The organism is Pantoea sp. E2023-21 (assembly GCF_051302795.1).
In the GTDB taxonomy this organism is placed as follows: domain Bacteria; phylum Pseudomonadota; class Gammaproteobacteria; order Enterobacterales; family Enterobacteriaceae; genus Pantoea; species Pantoea ludwigii_A.
Map to the genome: position 1 here is coordinate 3,234,440 of NZ_CP195344.1, position 25,809 is coordinate 3,260,248.

The window sequence follows — 25,809 nt, forward strand, 5'->3', positions numbered from 1 at the left end:
GTCATGGAAAACCTGAATATGGATCTGCTGTACATGGCTGCCGCTGTGATGATGGGCCTGGCGGCAATCGGTGCTGCGATCGGTATCGGCATCCTCGGAGGTAAATTCCTGGAAGGCGCCGCGCGTCAACCGGATCTGATCCCTCTGCTGCGTACGCAGTTCTTTGTTGTAATGGGTCTGGTGGATGCAATCCCGATGATCGCTGTAGGTCTGGGTCTCTACGTGATGTTTGCTGTCGCTTAAACCTGGTAGCCTTGTTCACTCATGGCACCTGGTGTGATGAGGGACGGATTCTGCCGTTTATCTCTGATAGCGGCAGAGCAAGTTAACTTAATAAGAGGCATTGTGCTGTGAACATTAATGCAACAATCCTCGGCCAGGCCATCGCGTTCATTCTGTTTGTCGCGTTCTGCATGAAGTACGTATGGCCGCCGATTATGGCTGCCATCGAAAAGCGCCAGAAAGAAATTGCTGAAGGCCTTGCTTCTGCTGAGCGCGCGAAGAAAGATTTAGATCTCGCGCAGGCCAATGCGACCGACCAGCTGAAAAAAGCGAAAGAAGACGCTCAGGTCATTATCGAGCAGGCGAACAAACGCCGTGCCCAGATTCTGGACGAAGCGAAAACTGAAGCTGAGACTGAACGTAACCGCATCGTGGCACAGGCGCAGGCAGAAATTGATGCCGAGCGTTCGCGTGCCCGTGAAGAGCTGCGTAAGCAAGTCGCGTTGCTGGCATTAGCTGGCGCCGAGAAAATCATCGAACGTTCCGTGGATGAAGCTGCTAACAGCGACATCGTTGATAAACTGGTCGCTGAACTGTAAGGAGGGAGGGGCTGATGTCTGATCTGATTACTGTAGCTCGCCCCTACGCCAAAGCAGCTTTTGACTTTGCTGTTGAGCATCAAAGCATCGATCGCTGGCAATCAATGCTGGCGTTTGCCGCAGAAGTGGCTCGCAACGAACAGATCGCAGATCTTCTTTCCGGTGCGCTTGCACCGGAAGCTTTGTCTGCTTCTTTCATTGCAGTTTGTGGCGATCAACTTGATGAAAACGCCCAGAACCTGATTAAGGTAATGGCCGAAAACGGACGTTTGACAGCGCTTCCAGCCGTACTGGCTCAGTACATTCAACTGCGTGACGCTTATGAAGCGACAGCCGAAGTTGATGTGATTTCTGCCAGCACGCTGAGTGACAGTCAGCTGGCTAAAATCAGCGCCGCGATGGAAAAACGTCTGTCACGTAAAGTTAAGCTGAATTGCAAAATTGATAAGTCTGTAATGGCAGGTGTGGTTATCCGTGCGGGTGACCTGGTCATTGATGGCAGCGTACGCGGCCGTCTTGATCGTCTGGCAGACGTCTTGCAGTCTTAAGGGGACTGGAGCATATGCAACTGAATTCCACCGAAATCAGCGAACTGATCAAGCAGCGCATTGCTCAGTTCAATGTCGTGAGTGAAGCTCACAACGAAGGTACTATTGTTTCTGTAAGTGACGGTATCATCCGCGTACACGGCCTGGCCGATGTTATGCAGGGTGAGATGATTGCCCTGCCGGGCAACCGTTACGCTATCGCACTGAACCTCGAGCGTGACTCGGTTGGTGCAGTAGTGATGGGCCCGTATGCTGACCTCGCGGAAGGCATGAAAGTGAAATGTACGGGTCGTATTTTAGAAGTTCCAGTTGGCCGTGGCCTGCTGGGTCGTGTAGTGAACACCTTGGGTGCTCCGATCGACGGTAAAGGCGCAATTGACAACGACGGCTTCTCGCCTGTTGAAGTGATCGCACCGGGTGTTATCGACCGTCAGTCAGTAGACCAGCCTGTTCAGACCGGTTACAAATCTGTCGATGCGATGATTCCAATCGGCCGTGGCCAGCGTGAGCTGATCATCGGTGACCGTCAGACCGGTAAAACTGCAATGGCAATCGACGCCATCATCAACCAGCGTGATTCAGGCATCAAATGTGTCTACGTTGCGATTGGTCAGAAAGCGTCAACCATTTCTAACGTGGTTCGCAAACTGGAAGAGCATGGCGCGCTGGCTAACACCATCGTCGTTGTGGCTTCTGCTTCTGAATCTGCAGCACTGCAGTACCTGTCACCGTACGCCGGTTGTGCGATGGGTGAGTACTTCCGTGACCGCGGTGAAGACGCACTGATCGTGTACGATGACCTGTCTAAGCAGGCTGTTGCTTATCGTCAGATTTCTCTGCTGCTGCGCCGTCCACCAGGTCGTGAAGCATTCCCTGGCGACGTGTTCTATCTCCACTCTCGTCTGCTGGAGCGTGCATCACGCGTTAGCGCTGACTACGTTGAGCGCTTCACCAACGGTGAAGTGAAAGGCCAGACCGGTTCATTGACCGCGCTGCCAATCATCGAAACTCAGGCGGGTGACGTTTCTGCGTTCGTTCCGACCAACGTAATCTCGATTACTGATGGTCAGATCTTCCTGGAATCTAACCTGTTCAACTCCGGTATTCGTCCAGCCGTTAACCCGGGTATCTCTGTATCCCGTGTTGGTGGTGCTGCACAGACCAAGATCATCAAGAAACTGTCCGGTGGTATTCGTACCGCGCTGGCACAGTATCGTGAACTGGCTGCGTTCTCTCAGTTCGCTTCCGATCTGGACGATGCAACGCGTAAACAGCTGAGCCACGGTCAGAAAGTGACCGAGTTGCTGAAACAGAAACAGTATGCGCCGATGTCAGTCGCGCAACAGGGTCTGGTGCTGTTTGCTGCTGAGCGCGGCTATCTGAACGATGTTGAACTGGCGAAAGTCGGCAGCTTCGAAGCCGCTCTGCTGGCGTTCGCGGATCGCGATCACGCTGAGCTGATGGCTGAAATCAACCAAGCGGGTAACTTCAATAACGAAATCGAAGAGAAGCTGAAAGGCCTCCTCGAAACGTTTAAAGCAACCCAGTCCTGGTAATGTCTGGCGGCTTGTCTGAAAAGGCAGGCCGCAAGGCTTTGAGGAGAAGCTAATGGCCGGCGCAAAAGAAATACGTAGTAAGATCGGAAGCGTAAAAAATACGCAGAAGATCACCAAAGCGATGGAAATGGTCGCCGCCTCCAAAATGCGTAAAACGCAGGAACGCATGGCGGCCAGCCGTCCGTATGCAGATACCATGCGCAAAGTGATTGGTCACCTTGCACTGGGTAATCTGGAATACAAGCACCCTTACCTGGATGAGCGTGACGTTAAGCGCGTCGGCTACCTGGTCGTTTCGACTGACCGCGGGCTTTGTGGTGGTTTGAACATTAACCTGTTCAAAAAATTGCTGGCAGATATGAAAGGCTGGGCAGATAAAGGCGTACAGAGCGATCTGGCCGTTATCGGTTCGAAAGGCAATTCATTCTTCGGCTCTGTAGGTGGCAACATTGTGGCTCAGGTCACCGGTATGGGCGATAAGCCTGCACTGTCTGATTTGATTGGCCCGGTAAAAGTGATGTTGCAGGCCTATGATGAAGGTCGCATCGACAAGCTGTATATCGTTGCCAACAAGTTTAATAACACCATGTCTCAGACTCCGACCATTACCCAACTGCTGCCGTTACCGCCAGCGGAAGGTGAAGAAGAGATGAAGGCGAAGACCTGGGATTACCTGTACGAACCCGATCCGAAAGCGCTGCTGGATACCCTGCTGCGCCGTTATGTCGAATCGCAGGTTTATCAGGGTGTGGTGGAAAACCTGGCCAGTGAGCAGGCCGCACGTATGGTTGCGATGAAAGCTGCAACCGATAACGGCGGAAACCTGATCAAAGAGCTGCAGTTGGTTTACAACAAAGCTCGTCAGGCCAGCATCACCCAGGAACTTACCGAGATCGTCTCGGGAGCCTCCGCGGTTTAACCAGGCATATATCCTGTCGCGCGAGCGCGGCTGGGTATTTTCGTATTAGGTAGAGGATTCAAGATGGCAGCTGGAAAGATTGTCCAGATTATCGGCGCCGTAGTTGACGTCGAATTCCCTCAGGACGCGGTACCGCAGGTATACAGCGCTCTCGAGGTGAAAAATGGTGATGCTCGTCTGGTGCTGGAAGTTCAGCAGCAGCTGGGTGGTGGCGTGGTTCGTACCATCGCCATGGGTACTTCTGACGGCCTGAAGCGCGGTCTGGAAGTCACTGACCTGAAAAAACCTATCCAGGTTCCGGTTGGTAAAGCAACCCTCGGCCGTATCATGAACGTATTGGGTGAGCCAATCGACATGAAAGGCGACCTGCAGAATGACGACGGCAGCGCATTAGAGGTTTCCTCTATTCACCGCGCAGCACCTTCTTATGAAGATCAGTCTAACTCGCAGGAACTGCTGGAAACCGGCATCAAGGTTATCGACCTGATGTGTCCGTTCGCGAAGGGCGGTAAAGTCGGTCTGTTCGGTGGTGCGGGTGTAGGTAAAACCGTAAACATGATGGAGCTGATCCGTAACATCGCGGCTGAGCACTCAGGTTATTCGGTCTTTGCTGGCGTGGGTGAGCGTACTCGTGAGGGTAACGACTTCTACCACGAAATGACTGACTCCAACGTTATCGATAAAGTAGCGCTGGTGTATGGCCAGATGAACGAGCCGCCGGGTAACCGTCTGCGCGTAGCACTGACCGGTTTGACCATGGCGGAAAAATTCCGTGATGAAGGCCGTGACGTTCTGCTGTTCATCGACAACATCTATCGTTACACCCTGGCCGGTACTGAAGTATCAGCACTGCTGGGTCGTATGCCATCTGCGGTAGGTTATCAGCCGACGCTGGCAGAAGAGATGGGTGTGTTGCAGGAGCGTATTACCTCCACCAAGACCGGTTCAATCACCTCTGTACAGGCCGTTTACGTTCCTGCGGATGACTTGACTGACCCGTCACCAGCAACCACCTTTGCTCACTTAGACTCAACCGTTACGCTGAGCCGTCAGATCGCCTCTCTGGGTATCTACCCAGCCGTTGACCCGCTGGATTCAACCAGCCGTCAGCTGGATCCACTGATCGTGGGTCAGGAGCACTATGACGTTGCGCGTGGCGTGCAGTCTCTGCTGCAGCGTTACCAGGAACTGAAAGACATCATCGCCATCCTTGGTATGGACGAGCTGTCTGAAGAAGACAAACTGTTGGTGGCACGTGCGCGTAAGATTCAGCGCTTCCTGTCGCAGCCGTTCTTCGTTGCTGAAGTCTTCACCGGTTCTCCAGGTAAGTACGTCACGCTGAAAGACACCATCCGTGGCTTCAAAGGCATCATGGAAGGCGAATTCGACCACCTGCCAGAGCAGGCGTTCTACATGGTCGGCGCTATCGAAGAAGCCGTAGAAAAAGCGAAGAAACTGTAATTTAGGTTTCCCAGGAGGAATGGTATGGCTATGACTTATCATCTGGACGTGGTCAGCGCGGAGCAACAAATGTTCTCCGGTCTGGTCGAGCGCATCCAGGTGTCAGGTAGCGAAGGTGAGCTGGGTATTCGTCCTGGCCACGCCCCGCTGCTGACAGCCATCAAGCCTGGTATGATTCACATCGTGAAACAGCACGGCGAAGAGGAGTTTATTTACCTCTCTGGCGGCGTGCTGGAAGTTCAGCCTGGCAGCACCACCGTTCTGGCCGACACCGCGATTCGCGGTGAAGACCTCGACGAAGCGCGCGCGCTGGAAGCGAAACGTAAAGCAGAAGAGCACATGAACAGCAGCCACGGCGACGTGGATTATGCTCAGGCTTCTGCGGAACTGGCGAAAGCCATCGCGAAACTGCGTGTCATCGAGCTGACCAAAAAAGCGATGTAATCAGGCTTTATGCGTCACGAAATGCCAGCCCTTTGGGTTGGCATTTTTTTTGCCTGAATTTTGCCGCCATGCGCTTACCTCCGCTAATTTCGACCCGAGAAAAATGTAGTAATCTCAGGGCTAAACCTTACACTTTCGAAAGTTGAAGAGAATCAGGATAGATATGTCTACGAACGCGATGAGTGTGGTGATCCTGGCCGCTGGCAAAGGCACCCGAATGTATTCCGACCTGCCCAAAGTGCTGCACACCCTTGCAGGTAAACCCATGGTCCAACATGTGATTGATGCCGCAACCGGTTTGGGCGCACAGCAGATCCATCTGGTTTATGGTCACGGCGGAGATTTACTCAAGTCGACGTTAGCGGATAACGCACTCAACTGGGTGTTGCAGGCAGAACAGCTCGGCACCGGCCACGCGATGCAGCAGGCCGCGCCCTTCTTTGCCGATGACGAAGATATTCTGATGTTGTACGGCGATGTGCCGCTGATCTCGCAGGCCAGCTTGCAACGTCTGCGCGACGCGAAACCGGCGGGTGGCATTGGCTTACTCACCGTGGTTCTGGATAATCCAACCGGCTACGGACGTATCGTGCGTGAAAACGGCACGGTGACCGGCATTGTTGAGCAGAAAGATGCTTCGCCAGAACAGCTGAAAATTCAGGAGATTAATACCGGCATCCTGATTGCCAATGGCGGCGATCTCAAGCGCTGGCTGGCGCAGCTCAATAACAATAATGCGCAAGGCGAATTCTATATCACCGATATCATCGCCATGGCACACCACGAAGGCCGCGTGATCAATGCGGTGCATCCGGCGCGCATCAGCGAAACCGACGGCGTCAACAACCGCCTGCAGCTGGCAACGCTGGAGCGTGTTTACCAAAGCGAGCAGGCAGAAAAACTGTTGCTTGCAGGAGTGATGCTGCGCGATCCGGCGCGTTTCGATCTGCGCGGTTCACTGCAACATGGCCGCGATGTTGAGATCGACACCAACGTGATCATCGAAGGTAAGGTTACGCTCGGCAACCGCGTCAAAATCGGTGCAGGCTGCATCATTAAAAACAGCGTGATTGCTGACGACTGTGAAATCAGCCCTTACTCGGTGATCGAAGATGCCACGTTAGCCGCCGCCTGTACGGTTGGACCTTTTGCACGTCTGCGCCCGGGCAGCGAATTAGCGGAAGAAGCGCATGTTGGCAATTTCGTAGAAATGAAGAAAGCCACGCTCGGCAAAGGCTCTAAAGCTGGCCATCTCTCTTATCTTGGCGATGCGGAAATTGGCGCGGGCGTAAATATTGGCGCAGGCACCATTACCTGTAACTACGATGGTGCCAACAAGTCCAAAACCATCATCGGCGACAACGTGTTTATTGGTTCGGACACCCAGCTGGTGGCACCTGTCAGCGTGGCGAGCGGTGCCACCATTGCGGCTGGCACCACCATAATGAAAGATGTGACAGCTGCTGACCTGGTCTATAACCGTAAAGAGCAGAATCAAAAGTCTGGCTGGCAGCGTCCGGCGAAGAAGAAATAAATTTTAAAGGCCGACAACGATCGGCCTGTTAGCAGTGCCATAAAAAATATCCCCACTCTCTACAAGGCTCGGGGAAATCAGGTCGTATGACAACGCAATGGCCGAAAGCCATGAAGTCAGGAAATTACTATGTGTGGAATTGTTGGTGCAGTAGCGCAGCGTGATATCGCAGAAATTCTGCTGGAAGGTTTGCGTCGTCTTGAATATCGCGGTTATGACTCCGCCGGTCTGGCGGTGGTCGATCGTCAAGGCCACATGACGCGCCTGCGTCGTCTGGGCAAAGTGCAAAACCTGGCGGAAGCAGCAGAACAACAGCCGCTGATTGGCGGCACGGGCATCGCTCACACGCGTTGGGCGACACACGGTGAGCCGTCAGAGGCCAATGCGCATCCGCATATTTCTGAGCACATTATCATTGTGCACAACGGCATTATCGAGAACCATGAGCCGCTGCGCGCGCAGTTGCTTGAGCGCGGCTACCGCTTTGCCTCAGAAACCGACACCGAAGTGGTGGCGCATCTGGTGCATTGGGAGCAGAAGCAGGGCGGCACGCTGCGAGAAGTGGTGTTGCGCGTCATCCCGCAGCTGCGCGGTGCGTATGGCATGGTGATCATGGACAGCCGCGATCCTTCACTGCTGGTGGCAGCCCGTTCCGGCAGCCCGCTGGTGATTGGCCGTGGCGTGGGTGAAAACTTTATTGCTTCCGATCAGCTGGCCTTGCTGCCGGTGACGCGTCGCTTCATCTATCTGGAAGAGGGCGATATTGCCGAAATCACCCGCCGCGAAGTCACCATTATCGATCGTAACGGTAAAACGGCTAAGCGCGCCGAAATCGAATCGACCGCACAGTACGATGCCGGTGATAAAGGCATTTATCGTCACTACATGCAGAAAGAGATTTACGAGCAGCCAAACGCGATTAAAAACACCTTAACCGGTCGTTTTAATCACGGCGAAGTCGATCTCAGCGAGCTGGGTCCGGATGCTGAAAAGCTGCTGGGTCAGGTCGAGCATATTCAGATCATCGCCTGCGGCACGTCATACAACTCCGGCATGGTATCGCGTTACTGGTTCGAATCGCTGGCCAACATTCCCTGTGATGTGGAAATCGCCTCTGAATTTCGCTATCGCAAATCAGCGGTGCGCAAAAATAGCCTGCTGATCACGCTGTCACAATCCGGGGAAACCGCCGATACGTTGGCGGCGCTGCGTCTGTCGAAAGAACTGGGTTATCTCGGTTCGCTGGCGATCTGTAACGTGGCCGGTTCATCGCTGGTGCGTGAGTCTGATTTGGCGCTGATGACCAAAGCCGGCACTGAAATTGGCGTTGCTTCAACCAAAGCCTTCACCACGCAGCTCGCGGTATTACTGATGCTGGTGGCGAAACTCGGTCGTCTGCACGGCATGAAAGCCGAAACCGAGCACGAAATTGTGCACGGATTGCAGGCGCTGCCAAGCCGCATCGAGCAGATGCTGGCGCAGGATAAAGTGATCGAAAATCTGGCGGAAGGTTTCTCGGATAAACATCACGCGCTGTTCCTTGGCCGTGGCGATCAGTATCCGATCGCTATGGAAGGCGCGCTGAAGCTGAAAGAGATTTCCTATATCCACGCAGAAGCCTATGCGGCGGGCGAGCTGAAGCACGGCCCGCTGGCGCTGATCGATGCCGATATGCCAGTGATTGTAGTCGCGCCAAACAATGAACTGCTCGAGAAGCTGAAATCCAATATTGAAGAGGTGCGCGCGCGCGGCGGTTTGCTGTACGTGTTTGCCGATCAGGATGCCGGTTTCAGCGACAGCGATGGCATGAAAATCATCTCTCTGCCGCACGTAGAAGAGGTGATAGCACCGATCTTCTATACGGTGCCGCTGCAACTGCTTTCTTATCACGTGGCGTTGATCAAAGGCACTGACGTTGACCAACCGCGTAACCTGGCGAAATCAGTTACCGTTGAATAATCAGTCACAAGAGTGGGCCCGCAATGGGCCCGCTTCATTTCTGCGCACTGTCATATAACTGTCATATTTCGTACATTTCACTGTCATCAAACTGTCCTATTTTCCCTCCAGCAGCAATCACTAACTCCTACTAAAAAGGCATTGAGCCTGATTTTTTTGAATCCCCTGGAGGGAACATGACACTGATGCGTAGCACCGTAGCCCGAATCCTCGCCGCCACCTTCGCCGTAAGCGCGGTATCTGCTTTTGCAGCAACCGATCTGACTGGCGCAGGCGGGACATTCCCGGCGCCGGTTTATGCCAAGTGGGCAGCCGAGTACCAGCAAGCCACCGGTAGCAAAGTTAACTATCAGGGAATTGGTTCTTCAGGCGGCGTGAAGCAAATCATTGCTAAAACCGTCGATTTCGGTGCGTCTGATGCGCCAATGAAAGAAGAAGATCTGCAGAAAAACGGCCTGTTCCAGTTCCCTACCGTCATCGGTGGTGTGGTGCTGGCGGTTAACATCCCAGGTGTGAAATCAGGTGAATTAACCCTCGACGGTAAAACCGTGGGTGATATCTACCTCGGCACCATCAAAAAGTGGAACGACCCGGCGATCACTAAACTGAACCCAGGCGTGAAACTGCCCGATTCCAACATCAACGTGGTTCGCCGCGCTGACGGTTCCGGTACGTCATTCGTCTTCACCAGCTACCTGGCGAAAGTGAACGAAGAGTGGAACAGCAAAATCGGTAAAGGTAACACCGTTAACTGGCCAACCGGCCTCGGCGGTAAAGGTAACGACGGTGTGGCCGCCTTCGTGCAGCGTCTGCCGGGTTCAATTGGCTACGTGGAATATGCTTACGCTAAGCAGAACAACCTGACCTACACCAAACTGGTTGATGCCGACGGTAAAGCGGTAGCACCAAGCGAAGAGAGCTTTGCTAATGCAGCGAAAGGCGCAGACTGGAGCAAAACCTTCGCTCAGGATCTGACCTTCCAGAAAGGCAACGATGCATGGCCGATCACCTCAACTACCTTCATCCTGATTTACAAAGATCAGGCGAATGCGGAGAAAGGTAGCGAAGTGCTGAAGTTCTTCGACTGGGCTTACAAAGGTGGCAGCAAAACCGCCACTGACCTGGATTATGCCGCGCTGCCTGAAAGCGTAGCAAACCAGATTCGTGCAGCGTGGAAAGCCAACATTAAAGATAGCGCCGGTAAAGCGCTGTACCAGTAACTGACCTATCCGGCTACTCCAATGGGCGGCGTCATGAATGCCGCCCTGATATCCTCCTGAGAACAGAGAATTCTATGGCTGCCACTAAGCCGACGTTCAAAGCCCCCGGTAAACAAGGCGACATGATTTTCGGCGCACTGGTCAAACTGTCTGCGCTTATCGTGTTGCTGTTGATGGGCGGCATTATCGTCTCCCTGATTTTCTCCTCCTGGCCAAGCATCCAGAAATTTGGTTTCTCTTTCCTGTGGAACAAAACCTGGGATGCGCCAAACGAACAATTTGGTGCGCTGGTACCGATTTACGGCACCCTCGTCACCTCGATTATCGCCTTGATCATTGCCGTGCCGGTGAGCTTCGGCATTGCGCTGTTCCTGACTGAACTGGCGCCAGGCTGGCTGCGTCGCCCGCTGGGCACCGCCATTGAATTGCTGGCAGCGATTCCCAGCATCGTTTACGGCATGTGGGGCCTGTTTGTTTTCGCCCCGCTGTTCGCCGAATATTTCCAGGCGCCGGTTGGCAATGTGATGTCGAATATCCCGATTGTCGGCACGCTGTTCTCTGGCCCGGCTTTTGGTATCGGTATTCTTGCGGCGGGCGTGATTCTCGCCATCATGATCATTCCTTACATCGCCTCGGTAATGCGTGACGTGTTTGAGCAAACGCCGGTAATGATGAAAGAGTCGGCTTACGGTATCGGCTGTACCACGTGGGAAGTGATCTGGCGCATCGTGCTGCCCTTCACCAAAAACGGTGTGATCGGTGGCGTCATGCTCGGTCTGGGGCGCGCGTTGGGTGAAACCATGGCGGTGACTTTTATCATCGGTAACACCTACCAGCTGGATAGCGCCTCGCTGTTTATGCCCGGTAACAGCATTACCTCCGCGCTGGCCAACGAATTCGCCGAGGCGGAATCCGGTGTCCACGTCGCCGCGCTGATGGAGTTGGGCCTGATTCTGTTCGTGATTACCTTTATCGTGCTGGCGATCTCCAAACTGATGATCCTGCGACTGGCGAAGAGTGAAGGAGCCCGTTCATGACCGTTATTGAAGTGCAGGCTCGCGCTGAGCTGGAAGCCTCGCGCCGCAAAATGCAGGCGTGGCGCAGTACCAAAAACAAAATTGCCCTGACGCTGTCGCTGATGACCATGGCCTTCGGCTTGTTCTGGCTGGTGTGGATTTTATTCACCACCGTCACGCGCGGTGTTGATGGGTTGAGCTGGTCACTGTTTACCGAATCGACCCCGCCGCCCAATACGGCTGGCGGCGGTTTAGCGAATGCCCTGGTCGGCAGCGGTTTACTGATTTTCTGGTCAACGATCATCGGAACGCCGCTCGGCATCATGGCCGGGATTTACCTGGCGGAATATGGCCGTAAACACTGGCTGGCAGAAGTGATTCGCTTCATCAACGATATTCTGTTGTCTGCCCCGTCGATTGTGGTCGGCCTGTTCGTCTACACCATTGTGGTGTCGCAGATGCAGCACTTCTCTGGTTGGGCCGGTGTGGTTGCGCTGGCGCTGCTGCAAATCCCGATTGTGATTCGCACCTCCGAAAACATGCTGCGTCTGGTGCCAGATAGCATGCGTGAAGCGGCTTATGCGCTGGGTACGCCGAAGTGGAAGATGATTTCAGCGATTACGCTGAAAGCCTCGGTTTCCGGCATCATCACCGGTGTGCTATTGGCCGTGGCGCGTATCGCCGGTGAAACCGCACCGCTGCTGTTTACTGCGTTGTCGAACCAGTTCTGGAGCACCGACATGATGCAGCCGATTGCTAACCTGCCGGTCACCATTTTTAAATTCGCCATGAGCCCATTTGCCGAGTGGCAAAGCCTGGCGTGGGCGGGTGTGCTGATTATTACAGTGTGCGTGCTGCTGCTGAACATTGTGGCGCGTGTGATTTTCGCCAAGGGCAAACACTAATTTCCCGGCGCGGCTTCGGCGGCGCTGCATATGAGAGACGAGAATGAGTAACGTGACTTCATCAGCCGGTAAAATTCAGGTCCGTAATCTGAACTTCTATTACGGTAAGTTTCACGCGCTGAAAAACATTAACCTGGATATCACTAAAAACCAGGTCACCGCGTTTATCGGCCCCTCAGGCTGCGGTAAATCGACTTTGCTGCGCACCTTCAACAAAATGTACTCACTCTATCCAGAGCAGCGTGCAGAAGGTGACATCCTGCTGGATGGCGATAACATTCTGGCTTCAAATCAGGATATCGCCCTGCTGCGTGCGCGTGTCGGCATGGTGTTCCAGAAGCCTACGCCGTTCCCAATGTCGATCTACGACAACATCGCTTTTGGCGTGCGTCTGTTTGAAAAGCTGTCGCGTGCCGATATGGATGAACGCGTGCAGTGGGCGCTGACCAAAGCCGCGCTGTGGAATGAAACCAAAGACAAGCTGCATCAGAGCGGTTACAGTCTTTCCGGCGGCCAGCAGCAACGTTTGTGTATCGCCCGCGGCATCGCGATTCGTCCGGAAGTGCTGCTGCTGGATGAGCCGTGTTCAGCGTTGGATCCTATCTCTACCGGTCGTATCGAAGAGCTGATCACCGAGCTGAAGCAGGATTACACCGTGGTGATTGTTACCCACAACATGCAGCAGGCCGCGCGTTGTTCTGACCATACCGCTTTTATGTATCTGGGCGAGCTGATTGAGTTTAGCGATACCGATACCTTGTTCACTAAGCCCGCACAGAAGCAGACCGAAGATTACATCACCGGTCGTTACGGCTGATTCAGGAGACGCACATGGATAATTTAAATCTGAACAAACACATCTCCGGTCAGTTCAATGCGGAGCTGGAGCACATTCGCACGCAAGTGATGATCATGGGTGGCATGGTTGAGAAGCAGCTGATGGATGCCATCACCGCGATGCACAATCAGGATGGCGAGCTGGCACGTCACGTCATTGACGGCGACCAGAAGGTCAACATGATGGAAGTGGAGATTGATGAAGCCTGCGTGCGCATCATCGCTAAGCGCCAACCCACCGCCAGCGATTTGCGGCTGGTGATGGCGATCATTAAGACCATTTCTGAGCTGGAACGCATTGGTGACGTGGCAGAGAAAATCAGCCGCACCGCGCTGGAGAAGTTCAGCCAGCAGCACCTGCCGCTGCTGGTGAGCCTCGAAGCGCTTGGGCATCATACCGTGCAGATGCTCCATGATGTGCTGGATGCATTTGCGCGCATGGATCTGAACGAAGCCATCAAAATCTATCGCGAAGATAAGAAGGTAGATAAAGAGTACGAAGGCATCGTGCGTCAGCTGATGACGTACATGATGGAAGATCCGCGCACTATCCCAAGCGTGTTGACCGCGCTGTTCTGCGCACGCGCCATTGAGCGTATCGGCGATCGCTGCCAGAACATCTGCGAAATTATCTTCTATTTCGTCAAAGGTCAGGATTTCCGCCATGTGGGCGGCGACAAGCTGGATGAACTGCTATCGGGCGATGACGGCAGCAATAAACCCTCTTGATTGATGCTTTAGCGGCCCGTTGCCACTGTGGTTAACGGGCTGCCTGCTTAAATTCTGTCTGTTCTCGGCGATTCCCTCTCTTTATACTTGGCGCACTTTTTTCTGCAAGGTGCTGCTGCATGTCCTCCCCACTCCCTAAAAAACAAGCCATTACACCGGCAAAAGCGATGCTGGCTGCCATCAGCGGCTACGCGATGGACGGATTTGATCTGCTGATTCTCGGCTTTATGCTGCCAGCGATCAGCGTTTCGCTGGCGCTCGATCCTTCTCAGGCCGGTTCCCTGGTCACCTGGACGCTGATCGGCGCAGTGATCGGCGGCATCGTGTTTGGTCATCTCAGCGATCGCTATGGCCGCATTCGCATTCTTACCGTCACTATTTTAGTGTTCTCGGTTTTCACCGGGCTGTGTGCAGTGGCGCAAGGTTATTGGGATCTACTGGCGTATCGCACACTGGCGGGCGTGGGATTAGGCGGTGAGTTCGGCATCGGCATGGCGCTGATCGCTGAAGCCTGGCCGAAAGAGAAGCGCAACCGCGCCTCAGCGTGGGTGGGCATTGGCTGGCAGCTTGGTGTGCTGCTGGCGGCCTTTATTACGCCGCCGCTGCTGAGCGTGATTGGCTGGCGCGGGATGTTTCTCGTTGGTTTGTTACCGGCGCTGGTGTCATTTGTGATTCGTCGCAGCATGGGCGAGCCGGAAGGCTTTACCCGCCACGTTGAGAAAACGCCGCAGCTCTCTTTCGCTGCGCGTAGTAAATTGCTGTTCGCCGATCGCGCGACCAGCAAAGCCAGTCTGGGGATATTCATCCTTTGCTCAGTGCAAAACTTTGGTTATTACGGGCTGATGATCTGGATGCCGAGCTATCTGTCATCCAACTTTGGCTTCAGCCTGACAAAATCTGGCGTGTGGACGGCGGTAACGGTCGTCGGCATGACATTCGGTATCTGGCTGTTTGGCGTGCTGGCCGATCGCTTCGCACGCTGGAAAATCTTCCTGCTGTACCAGTTCGGCGCGGTGGTGATGGTGGTGGTGTATGCGCAGCTGCGCGATCCCACGGTGATGCTGTTTACCGGCGCGCTGATGGGGATGTTTGTGAACGGCATGATTGGCGGCTACGGCGCGCTGATTTCTGACACCTTCCCGACGCAGGCCCGCGCCACGGCGCAGAACGTGTTGTTCAACCTCGGACGCGGCGTGGGTGGCTTTGGTCCGCTGGTGATTGGTTTGCTGGCGACCAACATCTCCTTTACCGCCGCGATTACGCTGCTGGCACTGATTTATCTGCTGGATATCGCCGCCACGCTGTTCCTGCTGCCGAAGAAGCAGAGCAACGAGGATTCGCTGGGGGCGATTGGCTAATGTTGGTGGTCGCCATGGATGGCGACCCTACAATTGAAGAGTGCACGAACGTAGGGTCGGCATTTATGCCGACCTGGCTGAACACCGCACTATCCCACCAAATCCCAGCCGCGCGCACGCCACAGATCCGGCAATTGCGCCATATCGTCAAAGCGCGTCACCAGCGGATGATCTAACTCAGGATTGTGCGCATCGGCGCAGTAGTAAAACACCGGAATCCCGGCCGCGATGCCCGCGCGTGCGCCTGCCTCGGAATCATCCACCAGAATGCACTTCTCAATCGGCACCTGCATCTGCTCGGCGGCGTGATACATCAGCTCTGGATCTGGCTTCCAGTGGTTAATGTCATAACCGCTGTACAGCTTCTCTTCGAAATACGGCAGCATGCCGGTTAATCCCAGCGAATGTTGCATCTTCTTAACCGTACCGTTTGAAACCACGCACATCGGCACTTTCACGCGCTCCACCAGCGCTTTGGCACCGGTAATCGGCTGCAAATCGAGATCAAACAATCGCGCCACTTCGGCGCGATAGGCGGCTTCCACTTCTTCGAGCGGCAACTCAACCTGATGTGCTGCCGCAACATCGCGGATGATGTCGTAAAGCTTGACCCCTTTATACTGCTCAAACATCTGCTGTAGAGAGCATTCAATACCGTAGCGGGCAAAGGTGTTGACGTAAGATTGCGTACAGATCACTTCGCTGTCGACCAGCGTGCCGTCGCAATCAAAAAATACATTCAACCGACATCGCACATCATCCTTTTGTTAAACAATAAGCTGACACTCTAGCGCACTGAGCGCAGAAAGCGACCCTGAGCAACCGGTTGCGAAAAATCAGTGTTTTGCCGCGCTAAACTCTATACGATACGCGGCGATAAAATTTTTCATCGGAACAGTGGAATGATAAATCAGGGCCTTTTGCAGCGGATCTTCAAACTGCAGGAACACGGAACCACCGTGCGCACCGAAGTGATTGCCGGTTGCACGACTTTCCTGACGATGGTGTACATCGTTTTTGTTAACCCGCAAATTCTCGGTGTGGCGGGCATGGATACGCAGGCAGTGTTTGTCACTACCTGCTTGATTGCCGCGTTCGGCAGCATCCTGATGGGCCTGGTGGCGAACTTGCCGGTGGCATTGGCGCCAGCGATGGGCCTGAACGCCTTCTTCGCCTTTGTGGTGGTCGGTGCGATGGGCTATTCGTGGCAGATTGGCATGGGCGCGATTTTCTGGGGCGCGCTGGGTCTGTTGATCCTCACCCTGCTGCGCGTGCGCTACTGGATGATTGCCAATATTCCGCTGAGCCTGCGCGTTGGCATCACCGCCGGTATCGGCCTGTTTATCGCCATGATGGGACTGAAAAATGCCGGGATCATCGTGCCGAACGCTGACACGATTGTTGCCGTTGGCAATCTAACCTCGCACAGTGTGCTGCTCGGAGCGCTCGGTTTCTTTATCATCGCGATTCTGGCTTCGCGCAACATCCATGCAGCGGTGCTGGTATCGATTGTGGTAACAACCGCGCTCGGCCTGATGATTGGCGATGTGAAATTCAGCGGCGTGTTCGCGGCTCCGCCTGCTATCACTTCCGTTGTGGGGCAGGTCGATATTAAAGGCGCGTTCAACATCGGTATGGCGGGTGTGATCTTCTCATTTATGCTGGTCAACCTGTTCGACTCCTCTGGCACGCTGATTGGCGTGACCGATAAAGCTGGCCTCACCGACGAGAAAGGCACTTTCCCGCGCATGAAGCAGGCGCTGTACGTCGATAGCATCAGTTCGGTGACCGGTTCGCTGATCGGTACCTCATCGGTGACGGCCTACATTGAAAGCTCATCTGGCGTGGCGATCGGCGGTCGTACCGGCTTGATGGCGGTGATCACGGGGATGCTGTTCCTGCTGGTGATGTTCCTGTCACCGCTGGCGGCGATGGTGCCCTCTTATGCGGCGGCAGGTGCGCTGATTTACGTTGGTGTGTTGATGACGGCGTCGCTGTCACGCGTGCAGTGGGATGATCTCACCGAAGCGGTGCCGGCATTCGTTACTGCGGCAATGATGCCCTTCAGCTTCTCGATCACCGAAGGTATCGCGCTGGGCTTTATCTCTTACTGCGTGATGAAGTTGGGAACCGGTCGCTGGCGTGAAATCAGCCCGTGTGTGGTGGTGGTTGCACTGTTGTTCGTGCTAAAAATCGTCTTTATCGACGCTCACTAAACGAAAAGGCCGCTTCAGCGGCCTTTTTTACAGATGTCCCATCTCTTGCGGTGCGACCAGGCTGGTCAGGCGCAGGGTGCGCGGGCCAATATTGGGTTTGCTTATCTCGACATCGCGCAGCGCTTGCCATTGCTGCGCGCCATCAATCTCCCACAAGTGTAAGCGTTCAGTGCCGGGCGACAGCGCGCACGACCACACCAGCGTGGGTTCGGCATCACACACCGCCTGAATATCAGGAAATACGGTGGAGCGCAGCCGTCCGGCCGCAGGATGCAAACGCAGTGAATCAATACCGCTATTGGTTTCACCGGTGAGCTTGAGAATGCTTTGGCGTAGCGTCCAGATTTGCGTCAGCGCTTCCATGAAATCCTGCTGCGCGTTGATCCAGGCTTTTTCGCCGGAGGAGAGATCCTGCGTTAACATGTCCTGCGTTTGACGACTGTGCGCGCGCACAATTTCCATATCCAGCCCGGCGCGACCGCCTTCTTCGGCCAGCAGCACACCGATAGTATTTCCGGCGTAGGAAATGCTGAAATCGGGCAGGTTGGCATCGGCAAAACAGGGACGTCCGCTGCTGGTGGTCATCAGCGCGGGGAGTTCGCGAATGCCGTAGACGCGCAGCATCAGCTGAGCCAGCAACTCGCGTGCGGCAAGAAAGCGTCCGCGACGCTTGTCAGCGAAGCGCTGAGCGCTATGAATCACTTCCTGTGGCACCCGCATGTTCTCGGAAGAAAAGGGCGGATTACCTATCCAACGTACAAAATGACTAGCCATCTGTCGCTCCGTGAAAATGGTCGAATAATCATCAGCGCTATTGTAAGAATTTTCTCATGGGTTTGCATCCGGCTTAAGATGGAATAGGTGATATTTCAGATAAGGACGAAGCCGTACGGCAATCCCATTTAGCAACTTTGCATAGAACGCTTTTGCAGATTCATCGCTGAACGGGTGCTGAACGGCCTGATGTGGTGTAGGATTTGGACAGTAAAAAGGCACATTGAAGTGCGCTAACCAATTCATTCATCTGCCAATCGTGCGCATCAGAAGCATGCACGTCGGAGTTTTTTATGTCAGTTACCGCTATTACTCGCCAGGAATCGATCTCTCTTGATGAGTTTCGTCACGGCATGCGTCGCTTAACCGCGGGTGTTTCTCTGGTTACCACTGAATTTCAGGGCGAAAAGCTGGGGCTGATTGCGACCTCGGTCAGTTCGCTGGCCGCTGAGCCACCCAGTCTGCTGGTGTGCGTCAATCGCAGCGCGTCCAGTCATGATGCCTTTATCGCAGCTGGCCATTTTGCCGTTAACGTGCTGCGTGAGCAGCATGACGACTTGTGTGCCCAGTTCAGCCAATCCTCACGTCGCGCCGAGCGTTTTCAAAACGGTGCGTGGCAGACGCTGAATACCGGCTCGCCGATTCTGGCTGATGCGCTGGTGAGCTTTGATTGCCAGCTGGAGAAAGTGGTGGAGTGGAACACGCACAGCGTGCTGCTGGCGCGGATTGTTGGCATCGCTCTGCCTGGTGAAGCGGCAGAGCCGATGATCTACTTCAACAGCGGCTTCCATTCACTGGGATAACCGCGCAGGAAAGGGGCGTCCTGCGCGACGCCCTGCTCTCAATCAGGCAAATTTGCTGGCTTCATCAAAGCCCAAACGCGGCAGACGCGGATGCAGTTTGCTGGCTTCGCCATATCCCAGATTGATCAGCAAGTTAACCTGCCATTTGCTCTCGCTGAAGAAGGCTTCGTTCACTTTTGACGGATCGAAACCGGACATCGGGCCCGCATCCAAGCCCAGCGAACGTGCCGCCAGAATCAAATACCCTGCCTGCAAGCTGCTGTTACGGAACGCGGTCTCTTTTGCCAGGTCCGGGCTGCTGGTGAACCAGCTGCGCGCATCGCCGTGCGGGAACAGCTTCGGCAGCGCTTCGTAGAATTCTGGATCCCACGCCACGATCACCGTCACCGGTGCGGCCATGGTTTTATCAACGTTGCCCGAAGAGAGCGCTGGTTTCAGTTTCTCTTTGCCTTCCTGTGAAGTCACAAAGACAAAACGGCTTGGCGAGCAGTTCGCGGAGGTTGGGCCGAGCGCGGTCAGATTGTAGAGCTGCTGCAGCAACTCCGGTGAAACCGGTTTGTCCTGCCAGTAACTGTGGGTGCGGGCGTCATTGAACAGCGCATTCAGCGCCACGCTGTCGAGCGTTGTACTCATGTTTCTCTCCTGTTCAGGCCGCAACTTGCGCCCAATATCTAGCATGAATAGTGGATGTACCCGACAGGACCTGTTCGCCGGGCAGTGATCGTTATACTGCAAAGCGAAAGGGGAGCCAAATAACAAAGACGCATGTTTAGTGGGAGTCAGGTGCGCATGAATGCGCACCCTACGAAAACCGCGCTAATTCGCTGTGGGATCGTGATTTATGGCGACCGTGGAATGGGCGATTACTTACCAATACAGAAACTGGAGAAGATTCTGCCCAGCAGATCGTCGGAGGTGAATTCGCCGGTGATTTCGCTCAGTGCCTGCTGCGCTAAACGTAACTCTTCCGCCAGTAATTCACCGGCCCACGCGCCTAATAACTGATGTTTTCCCTGTTGCAGGTGAGTAGCCGCTAACTCCAGCGCTTGCAGATGGCGACGGCGTGCCAGGAATCCACCTTCCATATTGCCGGCAAACCCCATGCTCTGTTTCAGGTGATCGCGCAGCGCTTCTACGCCTTCACCGGTTCGCGCCGAGAGACGAATCAGTGAGTGACCGTTCACTTCAGTCAGGCCAAGGACTTCGCCAGTCATATCCGCTTTATTGCGTACTACGGTAATTGGCAGCGCATCCGGTAAACGCGAGACAAAATCTGGCCAAATGGCGACGGCTTCAGTGGCATCCGTTGTGGTGCCATCGACCATAAACAGCACGCGATCGGCCTGCTCGATCTCCTGCCAGGCGCGTTCGATACCAATGCGTTCCACTTCATCACTGGCTTCACGTAAACCGGCGGTATCAATGATATGCAGCGGCATGCCGTCGATATGGATGTGTTCGCGCAATACGTCGCGCGTCGTACCGGCGATATCGGTCACAATTGCCGCTTCGCGTCCTGCTAAGGCGTTCAACAGGCTCGATTTTCCGGCATTAGGGCGACCAGCAATCACCACTTTCATTCCTTCACGCAGCAGGCTGCCTTGCCGCGCTTCGGCACGCACGCCATCAAGGTCGCCGATCACCACATTGAGCTGCGCTTCAATTTTGCCGTCGGAAAGGAAATCGATCTCTTCATCCGGGAAGTCGATTGCCGCTTCTACATAGATGCGCAGGTGAGTAAGTGCTTCCACAAGCGCGTTGATGCGCAGGGAAAATGCGCCCTGCAGCGAGTTCACCGCAGAGCGGGCGGCTTGTTCCGAACTAGCATCGATCAGATCGGCAATCGCTTCGGCTTGTGCCAGATCGAGCTTGTCGTTGAGGAAGGCGCGTTCCGAGAATTCACCGGGCTGCGCAATGCGCAAGCCGGGCAGTGCCACGATGCGTTTGAGCAGCAGGTCGAGAATCACCGGTCCACCGTGGCCTTGCAGCTCCAGCACATCTTCGCCGGTAAAGGAGTTCGGCCCAGGAAACCACAGCGCGATGCCCTGATCGAGCACGCTGCCATCGGCATCGGTGAAGGGCAGATAATCGGCATAACGCGGTTTTGGCAGCTTGCCAAGCACGGCTTGCGCCACCTCAGCGGCTTTAGCGCCGGAGATACGCAGAATGCCGACGCCGCCACGTCCGGGAGGCGTCGCCTGGGCAACGATGGTGTCGCTGTGGCTCATGATTCACCTTTTCTCAAAACAAAAAAACAGGGCGACATAAATGCCGCCCCTGAATTATACGCTACTGCTGAAGGCAGTCAGACGTTACGCTTTCTTCTTGTCGCGGCTATGCAAACCACGTTTTTCCAGGCCGCGATAAATCAGCTGCTGCTGGAGAATGGTTACCAGGTTGCTGACGATGTAGTACAGCACCAGACCTGACGGGAACCACAGGAAGAACACGGTAAAGATAACCGGCATGTAAGTCATGATCTTCTGCTGCATCGGATCGGTCACGGTAGTCGGTGACATCTTCTGAATGAAGAACATGGTGATACCCATGATGATCGGCAGAATGTAGTACGGGTCCTGCGCAGACAGGTCATGAATCCACAGAATGAACGGTGCATGACGCAGTTCAACCGAGCCGGACAGCATGTAGTACAAGGCCAGGAAGATTGGCATCTGGATAACCAGTGGCAAGCAGCCGCCCAGCGGGTTCACTTTCTCCGCTTTATACAGCGCCATCATCTCCTGGCTCTGCTTCTGCTTGTCATCGCCTAAACGCTCACGCATCGCCTGAATCTTCGGCTGCAGCATACGCATCTTCGCCATGGAGGTGTACTGCGCTTTGGTCAGCGGGTACATGATGCCACGAACGATGAAGGTGATAACGATAATGGAGAAGCCCCAGTTACCGATGAAGCTGTGCAGGAACTTCAGCAGCTTAAACAGCGGCTGAGAGATGAACCACAACCAGCCGTAATCCACGGTCAGATCCAGGTGAGGCGCGATAGCGGCCATCTGATCCTGAATTTCCGGGCCTACCCACAGCGTTGCGCCAAGATCTTGCTGTGCGCCTGCGCCAACGGTAACCGGTGCAGATTTATAGCCAATTGCCGCGATACCATTGCCGAGATTACTGGTGTACAGCGTGTTGTTACCCTGTGTGCGTGGCACCCAGGCGGTAGCAAAGTACTGTTGCAGCATCGCCACCCAACCATTGCTGGTGGTGGCGTTCAGGTTCTCATTATCCGCGATGGTGTCGAATTTATATTTTTCGTATTTCGCATCGCTGGTTGAGTACGCTGCGCCACGGAAGGTATGCAGAGCGAAGTTGTTGCTGCCGGTATCGCGGTGCTTAGGCACCTCGATGGTCTGCTTCAACTGACCAAACATCGACACTTCCAGCGGCTGCTGGGTGGTGTTGTTGATGTTGTAGTCAACGTTTACCGCATACTCACCGCGCTTGAAGACGAAAGTCTTGGTGTAAACCACGCCGTTTTCACCGGTCCAGGTCAGCGGCACGCGCAGCTCGCTCTGGCCATCCGCCATCACGAAGCTATCTTGCGACGTGGTATACAGCGGACGTGCGCCGTTGTTCGGGTTATCCGGACCGTTGCGACCGGTTAAGCCGCTCTGCGCCTGATAAACGAATGCTGGAGTGGTCTCAAGCAGCTGGAACGGTGCATCTGAACCCAGTTTGTCCGGGTAAGTCAGCAGCTGAGCCTGCTCAATATCGCCACCGCGCGTGTTGATGTTGAGTGACAGGACATCTGTCTTAACGGTGATCGTTTTGCCCTGTCCGCTAGCCGGCACGCCGGAAGTGGCGGCATCACCCGCTGCGCTGCTTGTGTTTTGCGTGGTCTGGGTTTGCTGTGGCTGCGGAGCGTGGTCCGTCTGCCAGGCTTGCCAGATCATAAAAGACACGAACAGAAAAGCGATGAGAAAGAGATTGCGTTGCGAATCCATCGTTAATGTTCTCTGGTATCAAAGGTTTTTGGCGGCACAGGATCGTCACCACCCGGGTTCAAAGGGTGGCATTTTAATACGCGTTTTATCGTCAACCAACTGCCTTTTACAACGCCAAAGCGGCGTAAGGCCTCAATCCCATACTGCGAACAGGTGGGATGGAACCGGCAATGAGGTCCCAGCAGTGGGCTGATGGCGCGTTGATAAACGCGTATCAGGGCAATCAGGAGCCGCGAGCCAGGCGACAGTGACGACGCCATAGTTTCTCCAACGCTTCCGTCAGCGCACGGTTATCCAGGTCAGCAATCCCTTTTTTAGCCACGATCACAAAATCCATCGCAGGCAGCTCATGTTGACGCAGACGAAAGCTTTCGCGGGTCAATCGCTTGATCCGGTTGCGTTCATGGGCGCGTTTTACATGTTTTTTTGCGACGGTGAGACCGATGCGGGGATGCCCCAGCGAGTTAAGTCGGCCGAGTATGGTAATTTGCGGCGTACCGGCTCTTTGTGGCTGCTGGAAGACGAAAGTGAAATGAGTGGGAGTTAACAAACGTAACTCCCTGGGAAATGCGAGCTTAACCACGAGGGTTAGCTTTATTACTTAGAAACGGTCAGACGAGAACGGCCTTTAGCACGACGACGTGCCAGAACCTGACGACCATTTTTTGTTGCCATACGAGCACGGAAACCGTGTGAACGGTTGCGCTTCAGTACGGACGGTTGAAAAGTGCGTTTCATGGCGATTTCTACCTAAACTTGAAAATTTTCACTGGGTGACGCGTTTTCGGGCCAGTAAATCGACCAACGCCTCAATGTGTCTTTAATAAAGAGGCGGGATTGTAATAATTGTACAGTCCAGAGTCAATTCACTTCGCTGGTCGCGGCACCTGGAAACCCAGATACAGCCCGCTGATTCCGGGCATCAAGGCTTCACGCAATAATGCCGGGTGGGGAATTATACGGGCTGTGGGTTAAAGCGCAAGGATCGCGCAGGATCTTCTTGCGATCAAATTGCAGATTTGTTGCGCAGAAACGAGAGCTCGCCAGAAAAAATACCGCTTTCAGCCACATTAACGCTGGCTTTTTTCGCAGAAAGCGTAAACTCATTATCGCTTCAGCAGCCTGTGGATAAATTGGATCAAAACTGTGTAGAAAGGGAAGATCTCTGTGCGGCTTTACGTTATGATCCGCCCTTCCGCTGACGATCCTCACTGCGATCGCCGGGGAAGACTACCGCGAATAGCGGTCGCAGGCGCTTTCCAACCGTCTGTGTCTAAAAATTACGTTTCTATTTATTAGCGCCTAAAATTCTTATCGATTTTGTACGAGTGGAGTCCGCCGTGTCACTTACGCTTTGGCAACAGTGTCTTGCCCGTTTGCAGGATGAGCTTCCTGCCACCGAATTCAGCATGTGGATTCGTCCGCTGCAAGCTGAATTGAACGACAATACGCTGACCTTGTATGCACCAAATCGGTTTGTACTCGACTGGGTTAGAGATAAATATCTCAATAGTATCAATGGGCTGCTGAATGAGTTCTGCGGTGCAAATGTGCCGTTACTGCGTTTTGAAGTCGGCACGCGTCCTGCCGCACAGATGACCACCAGCCAACCGGCGATGGCCACTTCCAATTACAGCGCGCCTGCACCGATTGAAAATCGTCCCGCGCCAACGCAAATTCTGCGTCCAAGCTGGGATTCAGTGCCTGCGCCAGCCGATGTAACTTACCGCTCCAATGTGAATAACCGTCATAACTTCGATAACTTCGTTGAAGGTAAATCGAACCAACTGGCGCGCGCGGCGGCACGTCAGGTGGCGGATAATCCTGGTGGCGCTTACAACCCACTTTTCCTTTATGGCGGCACCGGCCTGGGTAAAACTCACCTGTTGCACGCGGTGGGTAACGGCATCATTGCACGCAAGCCCAATGCCAAAGTGGTGTATATGCACTCTGAGCGTTTTGTGCAGGACATGGTTAAAGCCTTGCAAAATAACGCGATTGAAGAGTTTAAGCGCTATTACCGTTCGGTTGATGCGCTGCTGATCGATGACATCCAATTTTTTGCTAATAAAGAGCGTTCACAGGAAGAGTTTTTCCATACGTTTAACGCGCTGCTGGAAGGCAATCAACAAATCATCCTGACTTCGGATCGCTATCCAAAAGAGATCAACGGCGTAGAAGACCGCCTGAAATCGCGTTTTGGCTGGGGATTAACCGTGGCGATCGAGCCGCCTGAACTGGAAACGCGCGTCGCGATCCTGATGAAGAAAGCCGATGAAAACGACATTCGTCTGCCGGGCGAAGTGGCGTTCTTTATTGCTAAGCGTTTGCGTTCCAACGTGCGAGAGCTGGAAGGCGCGCTGAACCGCGTGATTGCGAACGCGAACTTTACCGGTCGCGCCATTACCATCGATTTCGTGCGCGAAGCGCTGCGCGATCTGTTGGCGCTGCAAGAGAAGTTGGTCACCATTGATAATATTCAGAAGACGGTGGCCGAGTATTACAAAATCAAAGTGGCGGATTTGCTGTCGAAACGCCGTTCGCGTTCGGTAGCGCGTCCGCGCCAGATGGCGATGGCGATGGCGAAAGAGCTCACCAACCACAGTTTGCCAGAAATTGGCGATGCGTTTGGCGGCCGCGATCATACCACCGTGCTTCACGCTTGCCGTAAAATCGAGCAGTTGCGCGAAGAGAGCCACGACATCAAAGAAGATTTCTCTAACCTCATTCGAACACTATCTTCCTGACGC

25 protein-coding genes and 1 pseudogene are annotated in these 25,809 nt (G+C 54.3%); 18 read left to right on the plus strand and 8 right to left on the minus strand.

Annotated elements, in window-relative coordinates; translation table 11 throughout:
* Window positions 1–3: 3 nt before the first annotated feature.
* The 15 genes from atpE (at window position 4) to ACRQ84_RS15295 (ending at window position 15,307) form a co-directional block, all read left to right on the plus strand.
* Window positions 4–243: a F0F1 ATP synthase subunit C gene (atpE, locus tag ACRQ84_RS15225; protein WP_003849523.1), complete on the plus strand. Its 240-nt coding sequence runs from the start codon at window positions 4–6 to the stop codon at window positions 241–243.
* 107 nt (window positions 244–350) lie between these two features.
* Window positions 351–821: a F0F1 ATP synthase subunit B gene (gene atpF, locus ACRQ84_RS15230; RefSeq protein ID WP_007893603.1), complete on the plus strand. Its 471-nt coding sequence runs from the start codon at window positions 351–353 to the stop codon at window positions 819–821.
* 14 nt (window positions 822–835) lie between these two features.
* Window positions 836–1,369 (plus strand): F0F1 ATP synthase subunit delta, encoded by a 534-nt coding sequence (gene atpH / locus ACRQ84_RS15235; RefSeq protein ID WP_064738311.1) that lies wholly within the window; start codon window positions 836–838, stop codon window positions 1,367–1,369.
* Between the two features lie 14 nt (window positions 1,370–1,383).
* Window positions 1,384–2,925 (plus strand): F0F1 ATP synthase subunit alpha, encoded by a 1,542-nt coding sequence (gene atpA / locus ACRQ84_RS15240; protein WP_064738310.1) that lies wholly within the window; start codon window positions 1,384–1,386, stop codon window positions 2,923–2,925.
* A gap of 52 nt (window positions 2,926–2,977) precedes the next feature.
* On the plus strand, window positions 2,978–3,844 hold the full coding sequence (gene atpG / locus ACRQ84_RS15245) for a F0F1 ATP synthase subunit gamma (RefSeq protein ID WP_007893596.1): 867 nt from the start codon (window positions 2,978–2,980) through the stop codon (window positions 3,842–3,844).
* Window positions 3,845–3,907: 63 nt separating this feature from the next.
* Window positions 3,908–5,305 (plus strand): F0F1 ATP synthase subunit beta, encoded by a 1,398-nt coding sequence (atpD, locus tag ACRQ84_RS15250; protein WP_007893594.1) that lies wholly within the window; start codon window positions 3,908–3,910, stop codon window positions 5,303–5,305.
* A gap of 24 nt (window positions 5,306–5,329) precedes the next feature.
* Window positions 5,330–5,749 (plus strand): F0F1 ATP synthase subunit epsilon, encoded by a 420-nt coding sequence (locus ACRQ84_RS15255; RefSeq protein WP_008106717.1) that lies wholly within the window; start codon window positions 5,330–5,332, stop codon window positions 5,747–5,749.
* Between the two features lie 163 nt (window positions 5,750–5,912).
* Entirely contained in the window at window positions 5,913–7,283 is a 1,371-nt protein-coding gene (glmU, locus tag ACRQ84_RS15260; RefSeq protein WP_483816488.1) for a bifunctional UDP-N-acetylglucosamine diphosphorylase/glucosamine-1-phosphate N-acetyltransferase GlmU, read from the plus strand.
* Between the two features lie 129 nt (window positions 7,284–7,412).
* Window positions 7,413–9,242 carry a glutamine--fructose-6-phosphate transaminase (isomerizing) gene (gene glmS / locus ACRQ84_RS15265; protein ID WP_483816489.1) on the plus strand — a complete coding sequence of 610 codons (1,830 nt, stop codon included), beginning with the start codon at window positions 7,413–7,415 and terminating at the stop codon, window positions 9,240–9,242.
* Between the two features lie 176 nt (window positions 9,243–9,418).
* On the plus strand, window positions 9,419–10,462 hold the full coding sequence (gene pstS, locus ACRQ84_RS15270; protein WP_064738307.1) for a phosphate ABC transporter substrate-binding protein PstS: 1,044 nt from the start codon (window positions 9,419–9,421) through the stop codon (window positions 10,460–10,462).
* Window positions 10,463–10,536: 74 nt separating this feature from the next.
* Window positions 10,537–11,499 (plus strand): phosphate ABC transporter permease PstC, encoded by a 963-nt coding sequence (pstC, locus tag ACRQ84_RS15275; protein ID WP_483816490.1) that lies wholly within the window; start codon window positions 10,537–10,539, stop codon window positions 11,497–11,499.
* Window positions 11,496–12,383: a phosphate ABC transporter permease PstA gene (gene pstA, locus ACRQ84_RS15280; RefSeq protein WP_064738306.1), complete on the plus strand. Its 888-nt coding sequence runs from the start codon at window positions 11,496–11,498 to the stop codon at window positions 12,381–12,383. Before pstC ends, pstA begins: the two co-directional genes overlap by 4 nt.
* Window positions 12,384–12,426: 43 nt before the next feature.
* The gene (gene pstB, locus ACRQ84_RS15285) at window positions 12,427–13,200 is read left to right on the plus strand and encodes a phosphate ABC transporter ATP-binding protein PstB (RefSeq protein WP_007893584.1); all 774 of its coding nucleotides are present in this window, start codon (window positions 12,427–12,429) and stop codon (window positions 13,198–13,200) included.
* A 14-nt stretch (window positions 13,201–13,214) separates the two neighbouring features.
* The gene (gene phoU / locus ACRQ84_RS15290; RefSeq protein WP_007893583.1) at window positions 13,215–13,949 is read left to right on the plus strand and encodes a phosphate signaling complex protein PhoU; all 735 of its coding nucleotides are present in this window, start codon (window positions 13,215–13,217) and stop codon (window positions 13,947–13,949) included.
* 119 nt (window positions 13,950–14,068) lie between these two features.
* On the plus strand, window positions 14,069–15,307 hold the full coding sequence (locus tag ACRQ84_RS15295; protein WP_483816491.1) for an MFS transporter: 1,239 nt from the start codon (window positions 14,069–14,071) through the stop codon (window positions 15,305–15,307).
* Between the two features lie 89 nt (window positions 15,308–15,396).
* Here the strand turns inward: ACRQ84_RS15295 and yieH are convergent.
* A pseudogene (gene yieH, locus ACRQ84_RS15300) lies at window positions 15,397–16,057 on the minus strand (6-phosphogluconate phosphatase).
* A 152-nt stretch (window positions 16,058–16,209) separates the two neighbouring features.
* Between yieH and ACRQ84_RS15305 the strand changes: the two are divergent.
* The gene (locus tag ACRQ84_RS15305) at window positions 16,210–17,523 is read left to right on the plus strand and encodes an NCS2 family permease (RefSeq protein ID WP_483816492.1); all 1,314 of its coding nucleotides are present in this window, start codon (window positions 16,210–16,212) and stop codon (window positions 17,521–17,523) included.
* 27 nt (window positions 17,524–17,550) lie between these two features.
* Here the strand turns inward: ACRQ84_RS15305 and ACRQ84_RS15310 are convergent, their stop codons facing one another.
* Window positions 17,551–18,297: a 4'-phosphopantetheinyl transferase family protein gene (locus ACRQ84_RS15310; protein WP_064738303.1), complete on the minus strand. Its 747-nt coding sequence runs from the start codon at window positions 18,295–18,297 to the stop codon at window positions 17,551–17,553.
* A gap of 293 nt (window positions 18,298–18,590) precedes the next feature.
* Between ACRQ84_RS15310 and ACRQ84_RS15315 the strand changes: the two genes are divergently transcribed.
* A complete protein-coding gene (locus tag ACRQ84_RS15315; protein ID WP_483816493.1) occupies window positions 18,591–19,100 on the plus strand; it encodes a flavin reductase family protein in 510 nt (169 codons plus the stop codon).
* 42 nt (window positions 19,101–19,142) lie between these two features.
* Here the strand turns inward: ACRQ84_RS15315 and ACRQ84_RS15320 are convergent, their stop codons facing one another.
* From ACRQ84_RS15320 to rpmH, 6 genes are all read right to left on the minus strand, one after another.
* Window positions 19,143–19,733, minus strand: a complete 591-nt coding sequence (locus ACRQ84_RS15320; protein WP_483816494.1) for a malonic semialdehyde reductase — start codon at window positions 19,731–19,733, stop codon at window positions 19,143–19,145.
* 230 nt (window positions 19,734–19,963) lie between these two features.
* The gene (mnmE, locus tag ACRQ84_RS15325) at window positions 19,964–21,328 is read right to left on the minus strand and encodes a tRNA uridine-5-carboxymethylaminomethyl(34) synthesis GTPase MnmE (RefSeq protein WP_483816495.1); all 1,365 of its coding nucleotides are present in this window, start codon (window positions 21,326–21,328) and stop codon (window positions 19,964–19,966) included.
* A gap of 84 nt (window positions 21,329–21,412) precedes the next feature.
* A complete protein-coding gene (gene yidC, locus ACRQ84_RS15330; RefSeq protein ID WP_064738298.1) occupies window positions 21,413–23,059 on the minus strand; it encodes a membrane protein insertase YidC in 1,647 nt (548 codons plus the stop codon).
* 2 nt (window positions 23,060–23,061) lie between these two features.
* Window positions 23,062–23,319, minus strand: a complete 258-nt coding sequence (gene yidD / locus ACRQ84_RS15335) for a membrane protein insertion efficiency factor YidD (RefSeq protein ID WP_007893564.1) — start codon at window positions 23,317–23,319, stop codon at window positions 23,062–23,064.
* Complete coding sequence (gene rnpA / locus ACRQ84_RS15340) at window positions 23,283–23,642, minus strand: ribonuclease P protein component (RefSeq protein WP_034830013.1); 360 nt, start codon at window positions 23,640–23,642, stop codon at window positions 23,283–23,285. Before rnpA ends, yidD begins: the two co-directional genes overlap by 37 nt.
* A gap of 14 nt (window positions 23,643–23,656) precedes the next feature.
* Window positions 23,657–23,797, minus strand: a complete 141-nt coding sequence (gene rpmH, locus ACRQ84_RS15345) for a 50S ribosomal protein L34 (RefSeq protein WP_003849659.1) — start codon at window positions 23,795–23,797, stop codon at window positions 23,657–23,659.
* A 602-nt stretch (window positions 23,798–24,399) separates the two neighbouring features.
* On the opposite strand from rpmH, the gene dnaA reads away from it, so the two are divergent.
* A complete protein-coding gene (dnaA, locus tag ACRQ84_RS15350) occupies window positions 24,400–25,806 on the plus strand; it encodes a chromosomal replication initiator protein DnaA (RefSeq protein ID WP_064738297.1) in 1,407 nt (468 codons plus the stop codon).
* Window positions 25,807–25,809: the final 3 nt, after the last annotated feature.